Source organism: Arthrobacter sp. TJ-178 (genome assembly GCF_058269275.1).
Window position 1 is genome coordinate 15,597 of the sequence record NZ_JBZCNK010000007.1, and the last position, 17,778, is coordinate 33,374.

A 17,778-nucleotide genomic window follows, 5' to 3' on the forward strand; every position below is an offset into this window, starting at 1 on the left:
GCGCGGCAAAAGCCGCCGTCTATTTACCCGCTGAACGTTGCTCAGCCGGTCTCCGTTTGAACAGGAACACTTTTTGGCGAAGATTTTTGGTGCCCGTGTCCGGGTCCGCACCGCGGCCGGGGCAGCTGTCCTCTTTCTGACCGGCGGCATGCTGATGGCCTCGCCGGCCGCCGCGCTCAGCCATGCTGACCAGCCGCCGTCCGCCGACTTCGGGCAGCAGGCGGGAACCAACCGCTTCGTCGTGAAGTTTGCCGACCGCGCCGCACCTTCCGCTGCTGACCGGGCCGAGTCCTATATGGAAGCCGGCGTTCCCCTGGGCGCTGCCGTGACCGAGCTGCGTCAGACCGCTGCCGGCGCAACCGTAGTGGCAGTGGACCGGACGCTCAGCGCAGAGGAAACCGCCGACGTCGTCAGCATCCTGGCCGCCAATCCCGACGTCGAGTTTGTGGAACCAGACGTCCTCCTGCAGCCGGCCGCAGCGGCTCCGAACGATCCCCTGTATCCGCAGCAGTGGAGCCTTACGGGCACCGGCGGCGGAGCCAACGCGGCGGCGGCCTGGGCTGCCTCCACCGGCGCAGGCCAGGTGGTGGCCGTGGTGGATACCGGCATCACCTCGCACACTGACCTCCAGGGGCAGCTGCTGCCCGGGGCGGACGTCATCTCCGACCTGGAAATGGCCGGGGACGGCGACGGGCGCGACGCCGACCCGCAGGACGAGGGCGACTGGTATCCCGACGGCGGATGCGGCCGGACGGTGGGCAGCCCGTCGACCTGGCACGGCACGCATGTCTCCGGAATTATTGCCGCCAGCACGAACAACGGCGTGGGCATCAGCGGCATGGCCCCGGGAGCCCGGATCCTCCCGGTGCGGGCACTGGGCACCTGCGGCGGTTACATGTCCGATATTTCCGACGGCATCATCTGGGCGGCCGGCGGCGAGCTGCCTGACCTGGCCGTGAATCCCACCCCTGCCCGGGTCATCAACCTGAGCCTGGGCGGGGTGAGCACCTGCTCCCAATCGATGCAGGACGCGATCAACTTCGCCGTAAGCCGGAACGCCGTCGTAGTGGCGGCAGCCGGCAATGACGGCATTTCCGCCGGCCGGAGCCAGCCGGCCAACTGCGGGAACGTCGTCGTAGTGGGTGCCACTGACCGGAACGGGTCCCGCGCGGATTACTCGAATTATGGTCCGCAGCTGGACCTCATGGCTCCGGGCGGAAGCACTTTTGAGCGCGAATCCGACGGCATCCTTTCCACGCTGAACAGCGGCGCTTCGGTCCCTGCTGCCGAAAGCTACGAGTTCTATCAGGGAACATCCATGGCTGCTCCGCATGTGGCCGGAACAGCGGCCCTTTTGCTGGCCGCAAATCCTGGACTGACTCCCGCTCAGGTGGAAGCAGCGCTTAAGGAAACGGCCCGGACCCTGCCGGGAACCTGTAAACCCTACTGCGGCCCGAAGCTGCTGGACGCTGCTGCTGCAGTGTCCATGGTCGCTGCGCAGGCACCGCCCTTCACAGATGTGCCGCACGGCATGTTGTTCTCCGTGGAGATGAATTGGATGGCGTCCGCTGGCATCTCCACCGGCTGGGTCGAGGCCAATGGAACGCGGACGTACCGACCTCTGCGGCCCGTCAACCGCGATGCGATGGCTGCGTTCATGTACCGGCTGGCCGGCAGCCCGGACTTCACGCCGCCGCAGGTGTCACCGTTCGCGGATGTCTCGCCGAACAATCTTTTCTACAAAGAAATCACTTGGCTGGCGGAAGAAAACATCTCCACCGGGTGGGCGGAGCGGAACGGTTCCCGAACCTATCGGCCCCTGCAACCGGTTAACCGTGACGCCATGGCCGCTTTTATGTACCGCTTTGCTGAAGTGCGGGGCAACCAGAGTCCGGCAGAAACTCCCCTTGCGAATGCTCCGTTTACGGACGTGGCTCAAAACAATCAGTTCTACAAGGAGATTTCCTGGCTGGCGTCTGCAGGTATCTCCACCGGCTGGCAGGCGGGGAACGGTACCAGTGCCTTCCATCCCCTCAGCCCGGTGAACCGTGATGCGATGGCGGCGTTCATGTACCGTTTCTCCGCGAAGTTCGGCGCGTAATCCGCCGTCGCACGTCAATATCTATGGGGAAGATTCCATTCTCCGGACTGCTGCCGCCCCGAGGTCCCGGGGCGGCAGCTCTTCCCTGCCTTCCCGCGGCGACGTAGATTCATTAATCACCGTCCGCGTGCAGGAGATATTTATGGCTACGAACAAGACCACCGTCACCGCCACCGCAGAAGACAAAAAGCTGCCCGAGAAGTCGGAAGAGCGGGAGGTTTCCAAGGCGTCCGAGTTGGATTCCTCCGATCAGGACAAGCAGGTGGCGCTGACGCCGGACTACGCCAGCGAACTCGATGAGCTGCGCGAGCTGAAAATTAAAAGCAAGAAAATCACTGAAAGTGTCGACGGCGAAGCCTGGCGGCACAATTACCCGTATGACAAGAAGCTCAGCCGGCGCAGTTACGAGAAACAAAAACGCGCCCTGCAGATAGAGCTTCTGAAGATGCAGCTCTGGGTGAAGGAAAGCGGCCAGAAAATGCTCCTCATCTTTGAGGGCCGTGACGCCGCCGGCAAGGGCGGGGCGATCAAGCGGTTCAATGAACATCTGAATCCCCGTGGCGCCCGGATAGTGGCGCTTGAGAAGCCCACCGACACAGAGCGCACCCAGTGGTACTTCCAGCGCTATGTGGCAAGGCTTCCCAGCGGCGGAGAAATCGTCATGATGGACCGGTCCTGGTACAACCGGGCCGGTGTGGAACGTGTCATGGGATATTGCACTCCTGCCCAGTATCTGGAGTTCATGCGCGAAGTGCCCGAACTCGAGCGCATGCTGGTGAATTCGGGGGTGCTGCTCAACAAACTGTGGTTTTCCGTGGGACGTGCGGAGCAGGCCGCACGGTTTGCCGCCCGCGAAACAGACCCCGTGAAACAGTGGAAGCTCTCCCCCACGGACCTTGCCAGTCTGGACAAATGGGATGACTACACCGAAGCCAAAGAGGCCATGTTCTTTTATACGGATACCGGTGATGCGCCATGGACTGTGGTGAAGTCCAATGACAAAAAACGGGCCAGGCTGGAAGCCATGCGGTTTGTGCTGCACAGCGTGAACTATCCGAATAAGGACACCTCGGTTGCACATGCGCCCGATCCGCTGATTGTTGGGTCGGCAGCCAGCCACTTCGAAGAAGATGAAGAGCCCAGCGGCCGCTTCCCTGTGGTCAAGCCGAACGGATAAAGGCAGGCCTGTTCTGGCGGCAGGGGTGTCCCTAAGTCAGGGGCAGAGCGGCAGTTCTGGCAGAGTGGCAGCGTGGCAGTCCATACGGTTGTCCGGAGTGCCGAAAAAGACGGGTATTCGGCCCGTACCGACAGGGCCGATTTTGGGTCTTTCGGAGCTGTTTTCGGGTCGGGAATGTCAGTGGCGGGTGAAAGCCTGAGGACATGGATCAGCACGGATCTTCTTCAGGGAACGCACCGGCCGGCGCGGGTGGAAGTGGCGGTGGTGCCTGCGTAGGTGATGTTTGCGCAGGTGGCAGGACAGCACCGGCGCGCAGCCTGTCCGTCTACTCCGTTGAGCCCGGCAGAGGTGAAGTCCGTTCGTGCCCGGCCACACTTGAAAGCGAAGCCGCAGCGTTCACCAGCACGGACTATTCCCGCTACAGGGACGGGTTCACCGGCAGCCTGGCTCTGCAGGGTGTTGAAGTCTTTGACCAGGATGAAGCCGGTGCCGTCCTGGCACGGTTGGATCACCTTGTCCGGTGGGCGCAGGCGCAGCAGGCCAGGGTCCTGAACCGGTTGGAGGGGATCTTCCGGAACGGCTTCCTGCCGGAAACCGGATCGAATGAAGACCGGCAGTTGGATCCGGGTCTGGCTTTCAGTCTCGCCGCGGAGGAAGCAGCAGCGATCCTGCACCTGCCCACCGGCACCGCGAAGATGCTCATGATGGACGCCGGAACCCTCTGCGACACCCACACGGCCACCCTGCAGCGCCTGGAAGCGGGAACACTCGGTTACGGGCACGTGCAGACCGTGCTGGAGCAGTCCCAGAACATTCCTGCCCCTGACCTGCCCGGATTCGAGAAGGATCTGCTGACGGCGGCCGGGCAGCATGACGGGGCGTTGACCCTGGCGCAGTTCCGGGTCAAAGCCCGCCGGCTGCGCGAAACCCGGTATCCGGAGACCATTCCGGTCCGGCACAAAAACGCGTTCGAAACCCGCCGGGTGTGTTTGCAGCCGGACACTGACGGAATGTCCTGGTTATCAGCATTTCTTCCGGCGCAGAGAGCGCAGGCGATCTATACGCAGCTCAGTGTTGCGGCCCGGGGTGAGCAGGCTGCCGGGGACCCCCGTCCCGTGGATCAGTTGCGTGCCGACATCCTTGCGGACCTGCTGACCAGCGGCGGCAGAACCGGAGACCCGGGCGGTAACGCTGAGGGTGACGGCGCGTGGGTCCGGGGCGAGAACGAGACCGCTGACAGTCGGGACAGTGCTGAAAGTACTGGTCGCGGACTCGGCGATGGGCTCGGCCGGGACATCAACCGCACCGGTGACACAAACCCTGCTGATGCCGGTAACGCCGGCAACAGCAGCAACGGAGACAACGGTGATGACGCTGAGAGGTCGGGCGGCCGTGGAGGGGACCGTCCCGTCAGGCACGGTTCCGGTGCCCGCACAGAGATTCTGGTCCTGATCACCGCCGAAAGCCTCCTCGGAGCTGATGAGGATCCTGCGGAACTGCACGGTTACGGGCCGATCAGCGCCGAAACAGCCCGCAGGCTCGCCCGGCAGGCGGCCCGGTGGACTCCGGTGGAACGCGACCCGCACACCGAAGAGATCCTTCGGGTCGGCCGCCGGCGGAAAGTCCCGGCCGGGCTCCAACGTTGGCTGCGGGCACGGGACGGTACCTGCCGGTTCCCGGGCTGCCGCACCAATGCCCTGATTTCCGAGATCGACCACACCAGACCCTGGTCCCATGGCGGGACAACGGATCATGACAACCTCGAACACCTGTGCCGGCGGCACCACATGTTCAAAACCCGGGGCTTCTGGAAAGCCAGACAGCACTCACCCGGCATTATCGAATGGACCTCACCGGGAGGCCGGACCTACCGCACCGAACCGCATCTTCACCTTGCCTCGGGGTCCGCCACGGATTCCGGTTCTCCCTCCACCGGCATGCCAGGGGTTGTCACGGGCGTGTCAGACGCTGCCTCAGGTACTGCTTCAGGACCGCCGTCATCGTCGCTTTGGGGATCACCCGACGACCCCGGTCCCTACGATTACGGCGACACTCCCCCGCCCTTCTGAGGCGCAGTCTGTCCCGGAATTCCTCCCGGATCTAATGTTTTCGTGTGGCAGTTATTCATGCTGAGCAACAGTCTGCCCCCTCCAATATCGTTCCCAGGAGGAGGAGCCCTGGTTGGCGGTGGATCGCTGTTTCAGTTTTGGCCCTCGCTGCGTGCCCAGCCGTTTCCGCATGTACTCAAGACACCTCCCAAGAGTCGGGATCCGGTCAACCCGCCCCAACGGCAACTGCAATTCCAGCTCCACCCCCGTCTCCGTCCTCAACTCCGCCCTCTCCCCCGGGGCTTACGGTGACCCTCGATGAACGCAGGCTGAACATAGGTGAGGGCATCATCAGCATGTTGGTGACCAACAACGGTCCGGGACCGGTGGACATTACTGCGGCAGAGCTCAGCACCCCTCTTTACGCAGACACCAGCAGGTGGATGCCAGGGCCTTCGGGACACAGCATTCTCAGAGCGGGCACGACAGTCGCCCTGCCAGCCCCGCTGACCGCAGCCCCCAACTGCGACGAAAGTCCGGAGCTGCAGACAACACCGCCAGCGGAAGCCACTGTTCTCTTGACCGTAGGCGGACAGCAACAGAACTATGAGGCACCCGATCCGTATGCTGCACTGGAGCGGCTTCAGCAACAGGACTGCTTGGAGCAGGCGGTCCTCGATGTAGCTGCGCTGGAGCTGTCCCCGGACGTCGCCGTCTCACCGGACGGAGGCACCGCCGTCGTACGCCTTTCGATTGTCCCGACCGGAAACAGCGGCAGCTTCACCCTCAAAAACTTCGGCGGGACCACTCTTTTGGCGGAGAATCCCCGGCAGCCGTGGCCGCGGAACATCTCGGTGAACGGCTCCGATGATCCTACTGTCGTGGAGCTGTCGGTGCTGCCGGCGCGATGCGACGCACACGCCCTGGCTGAAGATAAGACGGGCACCAAACTGCCTATAGACATCGAAACACACGCCGGACAAGGGCAGGTACGGCTTGTCCCCGACCCCGAATTCACCGGTTCCGTCTACTCATTCGTGCAGTCGGCCTGTTCCTAAACCGGTGCTGCCTCAAGGTCGGCAGCCGCAAGCGAGCCCCGCCGGGACTAAGAAAAGACAAGGAAGGAGGACGCAGACCACGCCATTGTGATCTGCGTTATCCATGATGCTAGCGAGAATCGGTGCACTTTGCAGGGAACACCCCGGAGGCATCCGGCACCTTCACATTGGAGCTGCCAACCGGCCGGTCATGGAAGTGTCCGGGGTGCGTGAGACGATAAAAACATGCCTTCCTCACCGCCTCTGATCGACGTCACGGACATCATCCGGGTAGTCGGCGGAGCAGCTTTCCAACGCGGCCAAACCTATGCCAAGGGCGGCGCGGTAGTGGAACTGGAATGGGAGCCCCAGGGTGAAGTGCTCCGCGCCAAAGTCCGCGGACACTCCTCCGTTCCGTACCGGACCATGCTCCAGCTGGGGGGAAAACGGCAGGGCGATTACCGGTTGCTGGACAACCACTGCAGCTGCCCGGTTGGGTTCGACTGCAAGCATGTGGCTGCTGTCGCACTGCAGAGCAACACCGATCATCTCGTAGCCAGGCAGGAATTCATCCGTCCCGGCGCTTCCGGCAGAGCCGCAGTGCCGGCCTGGCAGGAGTCACTGCAGACCCTGATTGATGCGGACCTCCACGCGCTCACCGGTTCCGGTGCCGCCTCCGCCACACCCTTGGCACTGCAGTTTGAGATCCGCACATCCGACGCCGGAATCAGCGCCAGATGGGGAGCCCCGGCTCCGCGCAGCGCCCACCGAAACACCTCATTCCGTTTGGGTGTCCGGCCCGTCATCCGCAACACCAAGGGCAACTGGGTCAAGAACAATCTCGCCTGGAGCAACATCGCCTATCAAACCCACGGGTTGAAGCTGAATCCGGAACAGCACCGTTGGTTTTCCCAGTTTCCCGCTCTGCACCGATCCAACGGTGTGAGCTATTTCGGCCAAAATGACTCCTGGCTCTATCTGGACGATTTCTCCAACCCCCTGCTGTGGCAGCTGCTCGAAGAAGCCCGGCGCATCGGCGTGCAGTTTGTCGGCACCAAAAAGGACACCGTTATCCAGCTGGGGAAGCGGGCAGCGCTGTCCCTCGACGTCCGCGCCGCCGAGGTCCGTGCTGCCGAGCACCGTGCTGCCGAATCCGGTGCCGCGGACACCGGGGCCGTTCCCCTCCAGCTCCTTCCGGTCCTGGAGATCGACGGCGACGTGTACCCCACCGATGCCGCCGGCCTGATCGCGGGCCACGGTATCTACGTTCGCAGTCCGGAAAATGTCATCACGCTGGCACCCACCGCACGCCCGCTGACCGATCAGGACAAGGGCCTGCTCCTGAACAGCGCGCCGGTAATGATCCCCGAAGAAGACGCTCCGGTGTTCCTGGAGAAGTTCTACCCCAAACTGCGCCAGGTGCTGCCCGTGACGAGCAGCGACCAGTCGGTGGAATTCCCCGAAATCTCTCCTCCCCTACTGGTGCTCAGTGCTTCCTTCCAGCCGGATGATTCATTGTTCCTGGACTGGGAATGGGAGTACCGGCACGGGGATGAGCTCACCCGGATCGCCCTGGGCACAAGGCCGGACCCTGCATCGGGTTACCGGGACGTGGCTGCAGAAGCGGACCTGCTGACCGCCGTCGGCAAGGTCCTGGGTTCAGTGCCGCGAAGCCGCTCCTATCAGGGCATCGACACTGCGGAATTCACCGAGTACCTGCTGCCCAAGATCGAAAAGGTCGACGGCGTGAGGGTGGACATCCTTGGCGAGCGACCCGCCTACCGCGAACTCACGAGTGTGCCCGAACTCAAGATCACCACAGTGGAAACAGAGCGCCGGGACTGGTTTGACCTCGGCATCATGATCACGGTGGAGGGCCGGCTTGTTCCCTTCGCGGATGTGTTCAAGGCACTGTCACAGGGGAAAACGAAGATTCTGCTTCCTGACCGCACCTACCTTTCGCTCGACCGGCCGGAGTTCGCCCAGCTCCATGCCCTCCTGGAAGAAGCCGAAGGCCTGCAGGAGTGGGAAACGGGGGAAATGACCATCAGCCGTTACCAGGCCGGCCTATGGTCGGAGCTGGAGGAGCTGGCGGAGGAGACCGAACAGGCGGCAGCCTGGCGTGCTTCCGTCACCGGGCTGCTGGAACTGGACTCGGTGGAACAGGTGCCGCTGCCGGCCGGGTTGAAGGCTGACCTCCGTCCCTACCAGGCTGAAGGGTTCAACTGGCTCGCCTTCCTGTGGGAACACGGGCTCGGCGGCATCCTCGCGGATGACATGGGGCTGGGTAAAACGTTGCAGACGCTGGCTTTGCTGGCCCACGCGCGTGAGCAGGCGGCAAAGGACGACGGCGGCTCCGGCGGCGATCCCGCACCGCGGCGGCCGTTCCTGGTAGTGGCGCCCACTTCCGTGGTGCCCAACTGGCTCTCCGAGGCTGCACGCTTCACTCCGGGTCTGCGCGCTGTCGCCATCCCCGATACCACCGCCAAGTCCAAGGTGGCGCTGGCCAAGCTGACTGAGGACGCAGACATAGTCATCACGTCCTATGCGGTGTTCCGGCTGGACTTTGCTTCCTATCGCGCCCTGGAATGGGACGGGCTCATTTTGGACGAGGCACAGTTTGTGAAGAACCGGACCACCCGGGCCCATCAGTGCGCGCGGGATCTCAACGCTCCGTTCAAACTGGCCATTACCGGCACCCCGATGGAAAACAACCTGCTGGAGCTGTGGAGCCTCTTTGCCATTGTGGCGCCGGGGCTCTTCCCCTCGGCCCGAAAGTTCATCGAGGAATACCAGCGTCCGATCGAACGCGGCGAGGACCATAAACTCCTGGCCCGGCTGCGGCGCCGTATCCGGCCGCTGTTGATGCGCCGCACCAAGGAAGCTGTAGCCAAGGATCTGCCGGAGAAGCAGGAGCAGGTGCTGGAGGTGGAACTGAGCCCCAAGCACCGCAAGATCTACGAGATGCATCTGCAGCGCGAACGTCAAAAGCTGATGGGCCTGATCAAGGATCTGGACCGGAACCGGATGATCGTCTTCCGGTCGCTGACCCTGCTGAGAATGTTGAGCCTTGATGCCTCCCTGGTGGATGACGAGTACGCCGGAGTGTCCTCGGCCAAGCTTGATGCCCTCTTCGAGCAGTTGGAGGATGTGACCACCGAAGGCCACCGTGCGCTGATCTTCAGTCAGTTCACCTCGTTCCTGAAAAAGGCCGCAGCACGCCTGGATGCCGCCGGAATCCCCTACGCCTATCTGGACGGTTCCACCCGCAACCGCGGGGAAGTCATCGCTTCCTTCAAGGACGGGAAAGCCCCCGTATTCCTGATCAGCCTCAAGGCCGGCGGTTTCGGGCTGAACCTCACGGAGGCGGACTACGTATTCCTGCTGGACCCGTGGTGGAACCCCGCAGCGGAGTCGCAGGCAGTGGACCGCACCCACCGCATCGGCCAGACCCGCAATGTAATGGTCTACCGCATGGTTGCGCGCGGAACCATTGAAGAAAAAGTGATGGCGCTCAAGGAGCAGAAAGCCAAGCTTTTCAGCTCTGTAATGGACGACGACGCCGTCTTCAGCTCCGCGCTCACCGCGGACGATATTCGGGCGTTGCTGGACTAGTGCTCGTCCAGGGGCCGGCTGGAATCAGGCCTGAATCTGGCTCAGGGACCGAGGTCTGAATCTGGTCCGGCTCGCAGCTGCCGCAACTCACGGCAGCCAGCTATGAATTTTGGCACATGACCCCGCACACAACGGCTTCCTGTCCCGCGCCGTTCCGCGGAACCGCAGACCGCAACGGGCTGACGTCTCCGACAGCCTGCCGACAGGGAAAAGTATTCTGAAGGCACCAGCCGGTGTCGCACGCTGGCTGTCCTGTGTTGTCACCAGGAAAGGGATATGAACACTCAGGATTCAACCCTCGTCCGGCCCGGGGAAGCTAGCGCCAAGGATGAAGATGAACTTGTGCATGTTTTCTGCACTCCCTGCAAGCGCCGGGCGATGCACCACGCTAAGCGCCCCGTTCCCTTCTGCGGAAAGACCATGCCCAACCGTCCCCTCCGGGACGACGATGGACGCCTTCCCGTCTGCGTAGTCTGCCTTGATCTCGCCCGGTCGGCTCCCTGCCCCCGCTGCGGAATGCGCGCCCAACTCTGAATTCAGCCATTCCGCCAACACAGATTGATTTGTACAGTGGGGTGATGGCTACTGACGAACGCCCCATCGGATTCTGGCTCAAACTTGTGGACCAGCTGGTTGACGACCAGTTTGGAGCCAGCTTCGAAGAGCACGGTGTCACCAGACGGCAATGGCAGATGATGAATCTCCTGACGGACAGCCCTGCCACTGAAAAGCAACTTTCGGATGCCTTGAAGCCCTTTTTTCCCGTGGTGGAGGGCAGCATCACGTCAGCGGAGCTGATTGAGGAATTGCGTGAAAGCGGCTGGGTGGATCTCACCGAAGGCCAGTACCAGCTCACGGATCTCGGCCGCCGAAGCTTGGAGAACCTGCGCGGCGCCGTGGAGCGCATCCGTGAACAGCTGACGGAAAACGTTTCGGAAGAAGAGTACGGCGCCCTGGTGGCCGTGCTGCAGCGCATGGCGACCAACCTCGGCTGGGACGGATCCACAGAACAGCCCCCGGTTTCAGCCTGACAGTGCGCCTGCCGGCACCACCGCCGAATCTCCACATCCAGACCTCCACCGCGTGATAGCAGGACCGGCGCCGTGCATTAGGCTTCCCGCATGGGGAAACAGGGACAGCAGATTTATGTGGAAATACCGGTCCGGGCCAGTCTCGACAGGCTCTGGCAACTCAGCCAGGATCCTGATCTGCATCCCCGATGGGACCTGCGCTTCACCGCCATCCGTCCCGTTGCTCCTGCGACTGCCCCTGGGCCTGGGCCTGCGGCGGCAGAAGGGAACGATCCGCACGGGACGCAGCACTTTAGCTACGAATTCGCCCTCCCGTTCCACACCATCCGCGGAACAGGCACGTCGCTGGGGACGCGGGTATCCGGAAGCGGACACACTACGTCCGTCTTGAAGTTCGCCACTTCGGATGTCCTTTCACCGATTAAATCCGGGGCCGGATACTGGCGCTATGTGCCCGACGACGGCGGTGTCAGGTTCATCACCGGCTACAACTACCAGCCAGGCTGGGGAGCGCTGGGGAAGCTCCTGGATGCCCGAGTCATCCGGCCCGCACTGGGCTGGGCCACCGCCGTCAGCTTTGATCGGTTGCGGCTATGGGCCGAGAATGACACGAACCCGGCAACGGCCCGCAATGCCTGGCTGGCTGACGGCGTTGCCCGCGCCATCGGAATTGGCCTTGCCCTCCTGTTGTTCAGGTCCCCGGCCGGAGCCAACACCGGAGTCCAGCTCGGAGTCCGTCCCCTAAGGCGACCCGGAAGCCAGGGCGGAATCAGAAGCCGGCCTCGACTCCTCAGGACAGCGCTGCCGGCCGCCACGCTCATCATTGCTGCACTGGCCTGTCCCGCAGCCAGGAGCGTGCCGCGGGCCGCACGCTGCAGCAGGTCAACAACCGACCGAACGGTCTCCCGGGCTCCCTCTGCCCTGGCGGATCTGCAGGAACCGGCATGAGCCCGGACATCGGCCCGCTGGGGCCCGGCAATCCTGTTCCTCCAGCCGGTGTGAGCCCGGGTTCCATCTTCCGGCAGGCGCTCGGCCCCGATTTCGACCGGTTGCATCCCATGCTGCAGCGCCGTTTTGGTGTGGACCCTGAAGCCGGCTATGCCTGCATTGGGCACGGTGTTTTTGCCGAGGTCCGGCGTGGTGCCTGGTGGACGGTTCCTTTCCTGAAAGTCGGCGCCTTCCGCAACATCCTCTTTCCCGATTCGGGGACCAACGTCCCCTTCACCATCGAGAACTACCCTTATGTGGACGGCTTCGGCCGGCCGACGGTCACCTTCGCCCGCACCCTTGAAGTCCGTCCCGGGAAGCCCCGGCGCTTCGACGCCACGATGATCTTCAGCCCCGAGCGCGGCGGCGTCGTCGACTATTTGGGAACCCACCAGCATTTGGCGACCGACCTCCAGCTGGCGGTGCGCGAGGACGGCTCGCTGCACCTGCGCTCCACCGAACTCCGGTTCTTTGAAGGCAAACTCCGTTTCACGGTTCCCCGGTTGTTTAGCGGGAGTGCGGACCTGTACGAGTCCTGGAACGAGGACCGTCAGCGGTTCAGTATCCAGCTGCAGGTGCGCAACCCGATCTTCGGTTTCCTCTTTGGCTACCGCGGGGAGTTCAGCTGTGAGTTCCCTGCAGCGACAGCAGCGGACGTACCGGACCGTCTCAAACCCCGCCGGGAGGAAATCCGGGAATAGCCGGGATTAAAATGGGAACCGCTTTGCCCACCTATCGATGAAAGCAGTCCCTGCATGCAACCAATGACGGAATCTGCCATCCGCCGGTCCTTCATTAACGCCAGCCGGTCCGAGACGGCCGCGCTGCACCTTCCGCAGGACCTTGAATCGATCGACTGGGAAAACCTGGACCAGCTGGGCTGGCGTGATCACAAGATGCCGAAACGCGGGTATCTGCTGGCTCCTTTTGAAGGGTCAGTAGTCGGCGTCCTGCTGCGCGCCCCTGATACTGCTGCACCGAGGAACCGCCGTGTCCTCTGTGCCCTGTGCGAGGACATTTATTCCGAGGACGAGGTCTTCCTCTTCGTAGCCAAGCGCGCAGGGGCACCGGGCCGGAACGGAAACACCGTGGGCACCCTCATCCACTCGGACTTCACCTGCTCCCGCAATGTCCGGGCCGAGGTCAAGCCCACCGCCATCCACCCCGATCCTGACGTAGTCGTGAAGACGCGAATTGAAGGGCTGCAAGCGCGCACCGAAAAGTTCATCCGTCAGGTGCTCAACCGGTAGTCAGTACCCTGCTTCAACGTCCACTGCGCCGTCCAGCGGTTGTCCGGCAGCGAGCCTGCGTACGTTGTCCCGCACGCGTCCGGCCAGAAGGGGAGCCACCATCGCGGGGGTTTCAGCGGTGTGCGGCGTCACCAGTGCACGCGGCTCCGTCCAGAGCGGATGCCCGTCCGGCAGGGGCTGCGGATCGGTGACATCCAGCGCTGCACCGGCCAGTTTGCCGGCACCGAGCGCCTGCGCCAGGGCATCCGTGTCCACCAGGGGCCCGCGGGCAATGTTGATCAGGAAGGCGTCTGGCTTCATCAGCTGCAACCGCCGGGCATCCATGAGATGCGCAGTGCCGGGAGTCATGGCCGCGGCAAGAATAACGACGTCGGCGGCCGGCAGTGCCTTATCCAGCCCTGCATCGGTAATGGTGCGTTCGGCGCCCGGAACCGGCCGGTTATGGGCGCGGACCACCGTGACATGCTCCGTGAATAAACTCAGCAGCCGCAGGATTTCCTGTCCGACTCCGCCTGCACCCACCAGGACCACCCGCCGGTTGTGCAGCGACGTCCCCTGCGGCTGTCCCCAGGTGCGGGAGCGCGCATACGCCGGGATATTGCGCATCACGGCGAGAGTGAGGGCCAGTGCAAACTCCCCCACCGGCTGCCGGAAGGCACCCTTGCCGCTGGTCCACTCGATCTTCGAGTGGGTTCTCATGACCTGGTCGTACTGGTCCACGCCGGCAAGGGGAAGCTGCACCCAGCGGATGTTCGCGTGCGCGGCGACGGCGCGTTCGACGTCACCGGGACCAACAGCCTCCGCCAGTACCAGCGCGTCGGTGCGGCTTGAAAGGGGTTCGACGACGCCGCCGCCCTCCGAGACGGCCCGCACGAGTTCCGAGGTGGGCGCAGGGAGAATCGCAACCGACGGCGCTGCCGGGCCCGGCTGAAACGGATTGGCCGAAGGCACCGGCTCGGTGCCGTTCTGCAGCGAAGGGGAGGATGACTCAGGGTCAGCATGCTGGGCCATGTTCGGCTCCTGGGCTGGTGAGGTTCCCGGAGACCGGGACGGCTCCTGTCGAGTGTAGTTCCGCACTCACCCGTAATGAAGGCTAGTCGCCCGGCGCCGGGCCTACCCTTGCCGGGTTTGGGCCAGCAACTGCTCGAACGGGAGCGACGCCATGGGATCCCGGCGTGCTGCCGGCTGTTGGTCTCCGAACAGGGCAGCGAGCTCACCCGCGGCGCGGCGAACCCGGGCGTCCAGGGCTGTCACTCCCGGTTGGGCCGTTCCGGCGTCGGCAGACCCGGAGCCCCAGTCTTCCGGGGCCGCATACACGGCTGTGGGAGCAACCCGGGCGCGAAGATAACTGAACATGGGACGCAGTGCGAAGTCCAGCACCATGGAGTGCCTTGCGCTGCCGCCGGTAGCCCCGAGGATTACCGGTTTACCGTCCAGGGAGGTGTTGTCGAGGACATCGAAGAAGGACTTGAACAGTCCGCTCATGGAAGCGGTGAAGACGGGCGTCACGGCCACCAGGGCATCTGAGTCCACCACTTCATTGATGAGTGCTTCCAACTTGGGCGGGGCATAACCGGTCACCATGTTGTTGGCGATGTCCACGGCGTATTCGCGAAGTTCAAAGGTACTGACGGAGGCCGTTGCACCGGATCCCTCCAGTGCCTGCCGGGCGGCAGCACCCAACTGGTCAGCCAGCATCCAGCTGGACGAGGGAACCCCCAGACCCGCTGTGACGACTACGATTCTGCGATCCGACATACCAACCTCCTAATTCATGCTTTTGCATCTACTCTCCGGAACGGTCAGCTGCCGGTGGTTATTCCCCGATTCGGACGGGGGCAGGTTAGAGCTTGTCTGCGGAGTACGCAAATCGGCGGGAGGGTCTCGGGACCGGCACAGCAGCACTCAGAAATGCAGGCCCCAAAACGCCGATATCTTTAATGCAGTGCCCGCCGTTTCCGGGGAAATGCGCTGCTCTTCGAACCCTCTTCCGGCCCAGCCGGAACCTGTTCCGCAATGCACCGCACTCCGCTTACGGCCCAGTCCGCACCGAGCTTTTCCTGCCGCCTGCGGACCGGACTGCCCAGGCAGAGCACTGCACCAAGGGGCCCCGGCCCCCAGCTAGAACCTCAACGAAGCGGAGATGCAATGCCCCACAAAATCATCCTGGACTGCGATCCGGGGCATGATGATGCGGTCGCCCTGCTGCTGGCACACGGCAGCCCTGAAATCGAGCTTTTGGCGGTGACCACCGTCGTCGGAAACCAAACCCTGGAGAAGGTGACCCGCAACGCCCTGGCAATTGCGCGTGTCGCAAATATCACAGGCGTTCCCTTTGCTGCCGGCAGTCCGCGGCCCCTGGTCCGAACCATTGAAAACGCTCCGGACATCCACGGCGAGTCGGGCATGGACGGTCCCGAACTGCCGGAGCCGGCCATTGAACTGGACCCGCGGCACGCCGTCGACCTCATCATCGACACGGTCATGGCCCACGAACCCGGAACCGTCACGCTGGTTCCCACCGGCGGCCTGACCAACATTGCGCTGGCAGTCCGCAAGGAACCGCGCATCGCCGAACGCGTGAAGGAAGTTGTCCTGATGGGCGGCGGCTACCACGTGGGCAACTGGTCCGCGGTCGCCGAGTTCAACATCAAGATCGATCCTGAAGCCGCGCACATCGTTTTCAACGAGAAGTGGCCGCTGACCATGGTCGGCCTGGACCTGACGCATCAGGCCCTGGCCACGGACGAGGTGGCCAGCCGCATCGCCGCGGTAGGCACCAAGCCCGCGAAGTTCGTGGGCGAGCTGCTGGAGTTCTTCGGCCACGCCTATAAGGACGCCCAGGGCTTCGACTTCCCGCCCGTCCACGACCCCTGCGCGGTGGCGTACGTCATTGACCCCTCCGTGATGACTACCCAGCGGGTTCCGCTGGACGTTGAGCTGACCGGCACCCTGACTCTGGGCATGACGGTGGCGGACTTCCGCGCCCCTGCCCCCGCCGACTGCAACACCTCCGTGGCTGTGGACCTGGACCACCAGAAGTTCTGGGACCTGGTTGTGGATGCACTGGAACGAATTGGTGAGGTAGACCTGTGAGCGAAACCGCTCAGCGCCGCGTCAATGTCGCCGTCCTGATGACGGCCCTGCTGGCTGCCTGCGTGGCGTTCCAGCTGAACGCCTCCATGCTCTCCCCCGCACTGGTGAAAATCGAGGAGGAACTCAACACCACCTCGGCGGCCGTGGGCCTGACCCAGACCGCGTTCTTCACCTCCGCGGCCCTCTTCTCCCTGTTCCTGCCGCGCCTCGGTGACATCATCGGCCGCAAGAAGGTCCTTGGCGGCATGCTGGTGGTGCTGACCATCGGCTCCGTCGTTGCGGCGCTGGCACCGAGCATCGAAGTGCTGTTCATTGCCCGCCTGATCCAGGGAGTCTCCGGACCGGTGGTGCCCCTGGCCCTGATCATGCTCCGCGTGGAGATCAAAGAGCCCAAGCTCTACGGCACGCTGATGGGCGTGATCACGGCAGTCAACGGCGGCATTGCCGGCGTTGATGCGCTGGCCGGCGGTTACCTGGCCGAAAACCACGGCTTTGCTTCGGTCTTCTGGGCCATGGCTGTGGTTGGTGCTGTCGCCGCAGCCCTGCTGATCTTCCTGGCGCCCGAGTCCACCGCTGAGAAGAAGGAAAAGATGGACTGGGTGGGCGTGGTTCCCCTGGTCATCTCGGTGGGCACCCTGCTCACCGCCTTCAACGAGGCCGGAAAGCTGGCTGACGCCAACTGGCCGCTGGTCATCGGCCTGATCGTCGTTTCCGTGGTCACTTTCGCCGTCTTCTGGAAGGTGGAAAACCGCAGCACCCATCCGCTGGTGGCCACCCATTTGCTCAAGCAGCGGTCCACCTGGGCCCTGCTGCTGACCACCCTGCTGACCATGACCGGTGTCTTTGCCGTCATGAACGGCATCATTCCCGCCCTGGCGCAGGACGGCGTCGTCGGCTTTGGCCTGGGCGCCGAAGACTCAGCCTGGTGGACCCTCACCCCGTACGCCATCGCCGGCCTGGTCATGGGTCCCGTTGCGGGCCGCCTTGCCGCGAGCTGGGGCTACGGCAAGATGCTGCGGATCGGCATGATCGGCTCCGTCATCGCGCTGGCCCTGATGCTCCTGGTGGTCGGCAGCGACTCCAAGCTGGGCCTGCTGGGCGTCTCGGTGCTGGTCGGTATCACGTACGCCGGCATCGGCAACATCATGCTCAACGGTCTGGGCATTGTGCTCTCCCCCAAGGAGAACCCCGGCTTCCTCCCGGGCCTGAACGCCGGTGCCTTCAACCTGGGTGCCGGACTGAGCTTCGCAGTGATCTACGCTGTGAAGACCGCCACCACCGCGGCAGACGGGTCGGGCACCGAGGGCTATTACGGCGGAATTATTGCCGGCCTCATCATCCTGGTTCTGGCCCTGGCCACATCCTTCCTGATCCCCAAGCCCGCCGACGCCGAAGTGGGCGCCCACCCGGCGCCCGCCCAGCACTGACAACCGCCT

At 63.7% G+C, this 17,778-nt stretch carries 13 protein-coding genes; 11 read left to right on the forward strand and 2 right to left on the reverse strand.

All coding sequences use genetic code 11. From position 1 onward, the window contains the following. Positions 1–73 precede the first annotated feature (73 nt). The 9 genes from AC4D2Q_RS16470 to AC4D2Q_RS16510 all read left to right on the forward strand — a co-directional run bounded on the left by AC4D2Q_RS16470 (position 74) and on the right by AC4D2Q_RS16510 (position 13,246). Complete coding sequence (locus AC4D2Q_RS16470; RefSeq protein ID WP_490947527.1) at positions 74–2,101, forward strand: S8 family serine peptidase; 2,028 nt, start codon at positions 74–76, stop codon at positions 2,099–2,101. A 142-nt stretch (positions 2,102–2,243) separates the two neighbouring features. Next, positions 2,244–3,278 (forward strand): polyphosphate kinase 2, encoded by a 1,035-nt coding sequence (gene ppk2 / locus AC4D2Q_RS16475; RefSeq protein ID WP_490947528.1) that lies wholly within the window; start codon positions 2,244–2,246, stop codon positions 3,276–3,278. 203 nt (positions 3,279–3,481) lie between these two features. Continuing rightward, a complete protein-coding gene (locus AC4D2Q_RS16480; RefSeq protein ID WP_490947529.1) occupies positions 3,482–5,347 on the forward strand; it encodes an HNH endonuclease signature motif containing protein in 1,866 nt (621 codons plus the stop codon). A 557-nt stretch (positions 5,348–5,904) separates the two neighbouring features. After that, complete coding sequence (locus tag AC4D2Q_RS16485) at positions 5,905–6,384, forward strand: hypothetical protein (RefSeq protein WP_490947530.1); 480 nt, start codon at positions 5,905–5,907, stop codon at positions 6,382–6,384. Positions 6,385–6,609: 225 nt separating this feature from the next. Beyond that, on the forward strand, positions 6,610–9,978 hold the full coding sequence (locus AC4D2Q_RS16490) for a DEAD/DEAH box helicase (protein WP_490947531.1): 3,369 nt from the start codon (positions 6,610–6,612) through the stop codon (positions 9,976–9,978). 578 nt (positions 9,979–10,556) lie between these two features. Then, entirely contained in the window at positions 10,557–11,009 is a 453-nt protein-coding gene (locus AC4D2Q_RS16495; RefSeq protein WP_490947532.1) for a MarR family winged helix-turn-helix transcriptional regulator, read from the forward strand. Positions 11,010–11,396: 387 nt separating this feature from the next. Next, positions 11,397–11,957: a hypothetical protein gene (locus AC4D2Q_RS16500; protein ID WP_490947533.1), complete on the forward strand. Its 561-nt coding sequence runs from the start codon at positions 11,397–11,399 to the stop codon at positions 11,955–11,957. Then, the gene (locus AC4D2Q_RS16505) at positions 11,954–12,697 is read left to right on the forward strand and encodes a DUF4166 domain-containing protein (protein ID WP_490947534.1); all 744 of its coding nucleotides are present in this window, start codon (positions 11,954–11,956) and stop codon (positions 12,695–12,697) included. Before AC4D2Q_RS16500 ends, AC4D2Q_RS16505 begins: the two co-directional genes overlap by 4 nt. Before the next feature lie 63 nt (positions 12,698–12,760). Next, complete coding sequence (locus AC4D2Q_RS16510; protein ID WP_490947535.1) at positions 12,761–13,246, forward strand: FBP domain-containing protein; 486 nt, start codon at positions 12,761–12,763, stop codon at positions 13,244–13,246. Here AC4D2Q_RS16510 and AC4D2Q_RS16515 read toward each other — a convergent pair whose 3' ends face one another. Continuing rightward, positions 13,247–14,257: an NAD(P)-dependent oxidoreductase gene (locus AC4D2Q_RS16515; RefSeq protein ID WP_490947536.1), complete on the reverse strand. Its 1,011-nt coding sequence runs from the start codon at positions 14,255–14,257 to the stop codon at positions 13,247–13,249. It lies immediately after the preceding gene. 102 nt (positions 14,258–14,359) lie between these two features. Further along, the gene (locus tag AC4D2Q_RS16520; protein ID WP_490947537.1) at positions 14,360–15,004 is read right to left on the reverse strand and encodes an FMN reductase; all 645 of its coding nucleotides are present in this window, start codon (positions 15,002–15,004) and stop codon (positions 14,360–14,362) included. A 390-nt stretch (positions 15,005–15,394) separates the two neighbouring features. On the opposite strand from AC4D2Q_RS16520, the gene uriH reads away from it, so the two are divergent. Beyond that, a complete protein-coding gene (uriH, locus tag AC4D2Q_RS16525; protein ID WP_490927737.1) occupies positions 15,395–16,342 on the forward strand; it encodes a uridine-preferring nucleoside hydrolase UriH in 948 nt (315 codons plus the stop codon). Continuing rightward, positions 16,339–17,769 carry a uridine transporter UriT gene (uriT, locus tag AC4D2Q_RS16530; protein WP_490947538.1) on the forward strand — a complete coding sequence of 477 codons (1,431 nt, stop codon included), beginning with the start codon at positions 16,339–16,341 and terminating at the stop codon, positions 17,767–17,769. The genes uriH and uriT overlap by 4 nt, the downstream gene beginning before the upstream one ends. Positions 17,770–17,778 lie beyond the last annotated feature (9 nt).

What these genes read in the sequence shown, in the direction of transcription:
- AC4D2Q_RS16510 (WP_490947535.1), top strand. Translation starts at nt 12,761, where the DNA reads ATGACGGAATCTGCCATCCGCCGGTCCTTCATTAACGCCAGCCGGTCC.
- AC4D2Q_RS16505 (WP_490947534.1), top strand. Translation starts at nt 11,954, where the DNA reads ATGAGCCCGGACATCGGCCCGCTGGGGCCCGGCAATCCTGTTCCTCCA.
- uriH (WP_490927737.1), top strand. Translation starts at nt 15,395, where the DNA reads ATGCCCCACAAAATCATCCTGGACTGCGATCCGGGGCATGATGATGCG.
- AC4D2Q_RS16490 (WP_490947531.1), top strand. Translation starts at nt 6,610, where the DNA reads ATGCCTTCCTCACCGCCTCTGATCGACGTCACGGACATCATCCGGGTA.
- AC4D2Q_RS16520 (WP_490947537.1), bottom strand. Translation starts at nt 15,004, where the DNA reads ATGTCGGATCGCAGAATCGTAGTCGTCACAGCGGGTCTGGGGGTTCCC.
- ppk2 (WP_490947528.1), top strand. Translation starts at nt 2,244, where the DNA reads ATGGCTACGAACAAGACCACCGTCACCGCCACCGCAGAAGACAAAAAG.
- AC4D2Q_RS16515 (WP_490947536.1), bottom strand. Translation starts at nt 14,257, where the DNA reads ATGGCCCAGCATGCTGACCCTGAGTCATCCTCCCCTTCGCTGCAGAAC.
- AC4D2Q_RS16480 (WP_490947529.1), top strand. Translation starts at nt 3,482, where the DNA reads ATGGATCAGCACGGATCTTCTTCAGGGAACGCACCGGCCGGCGCGGGT.
- AC4D2Q_RS16495 (WP_490947532.1), top strand. Translation starts at nt 10,557, where the DNA reads ATGGCTACTGACGAACGCCCCATCGGATTCTGGCTCAAACTTGTGGAC.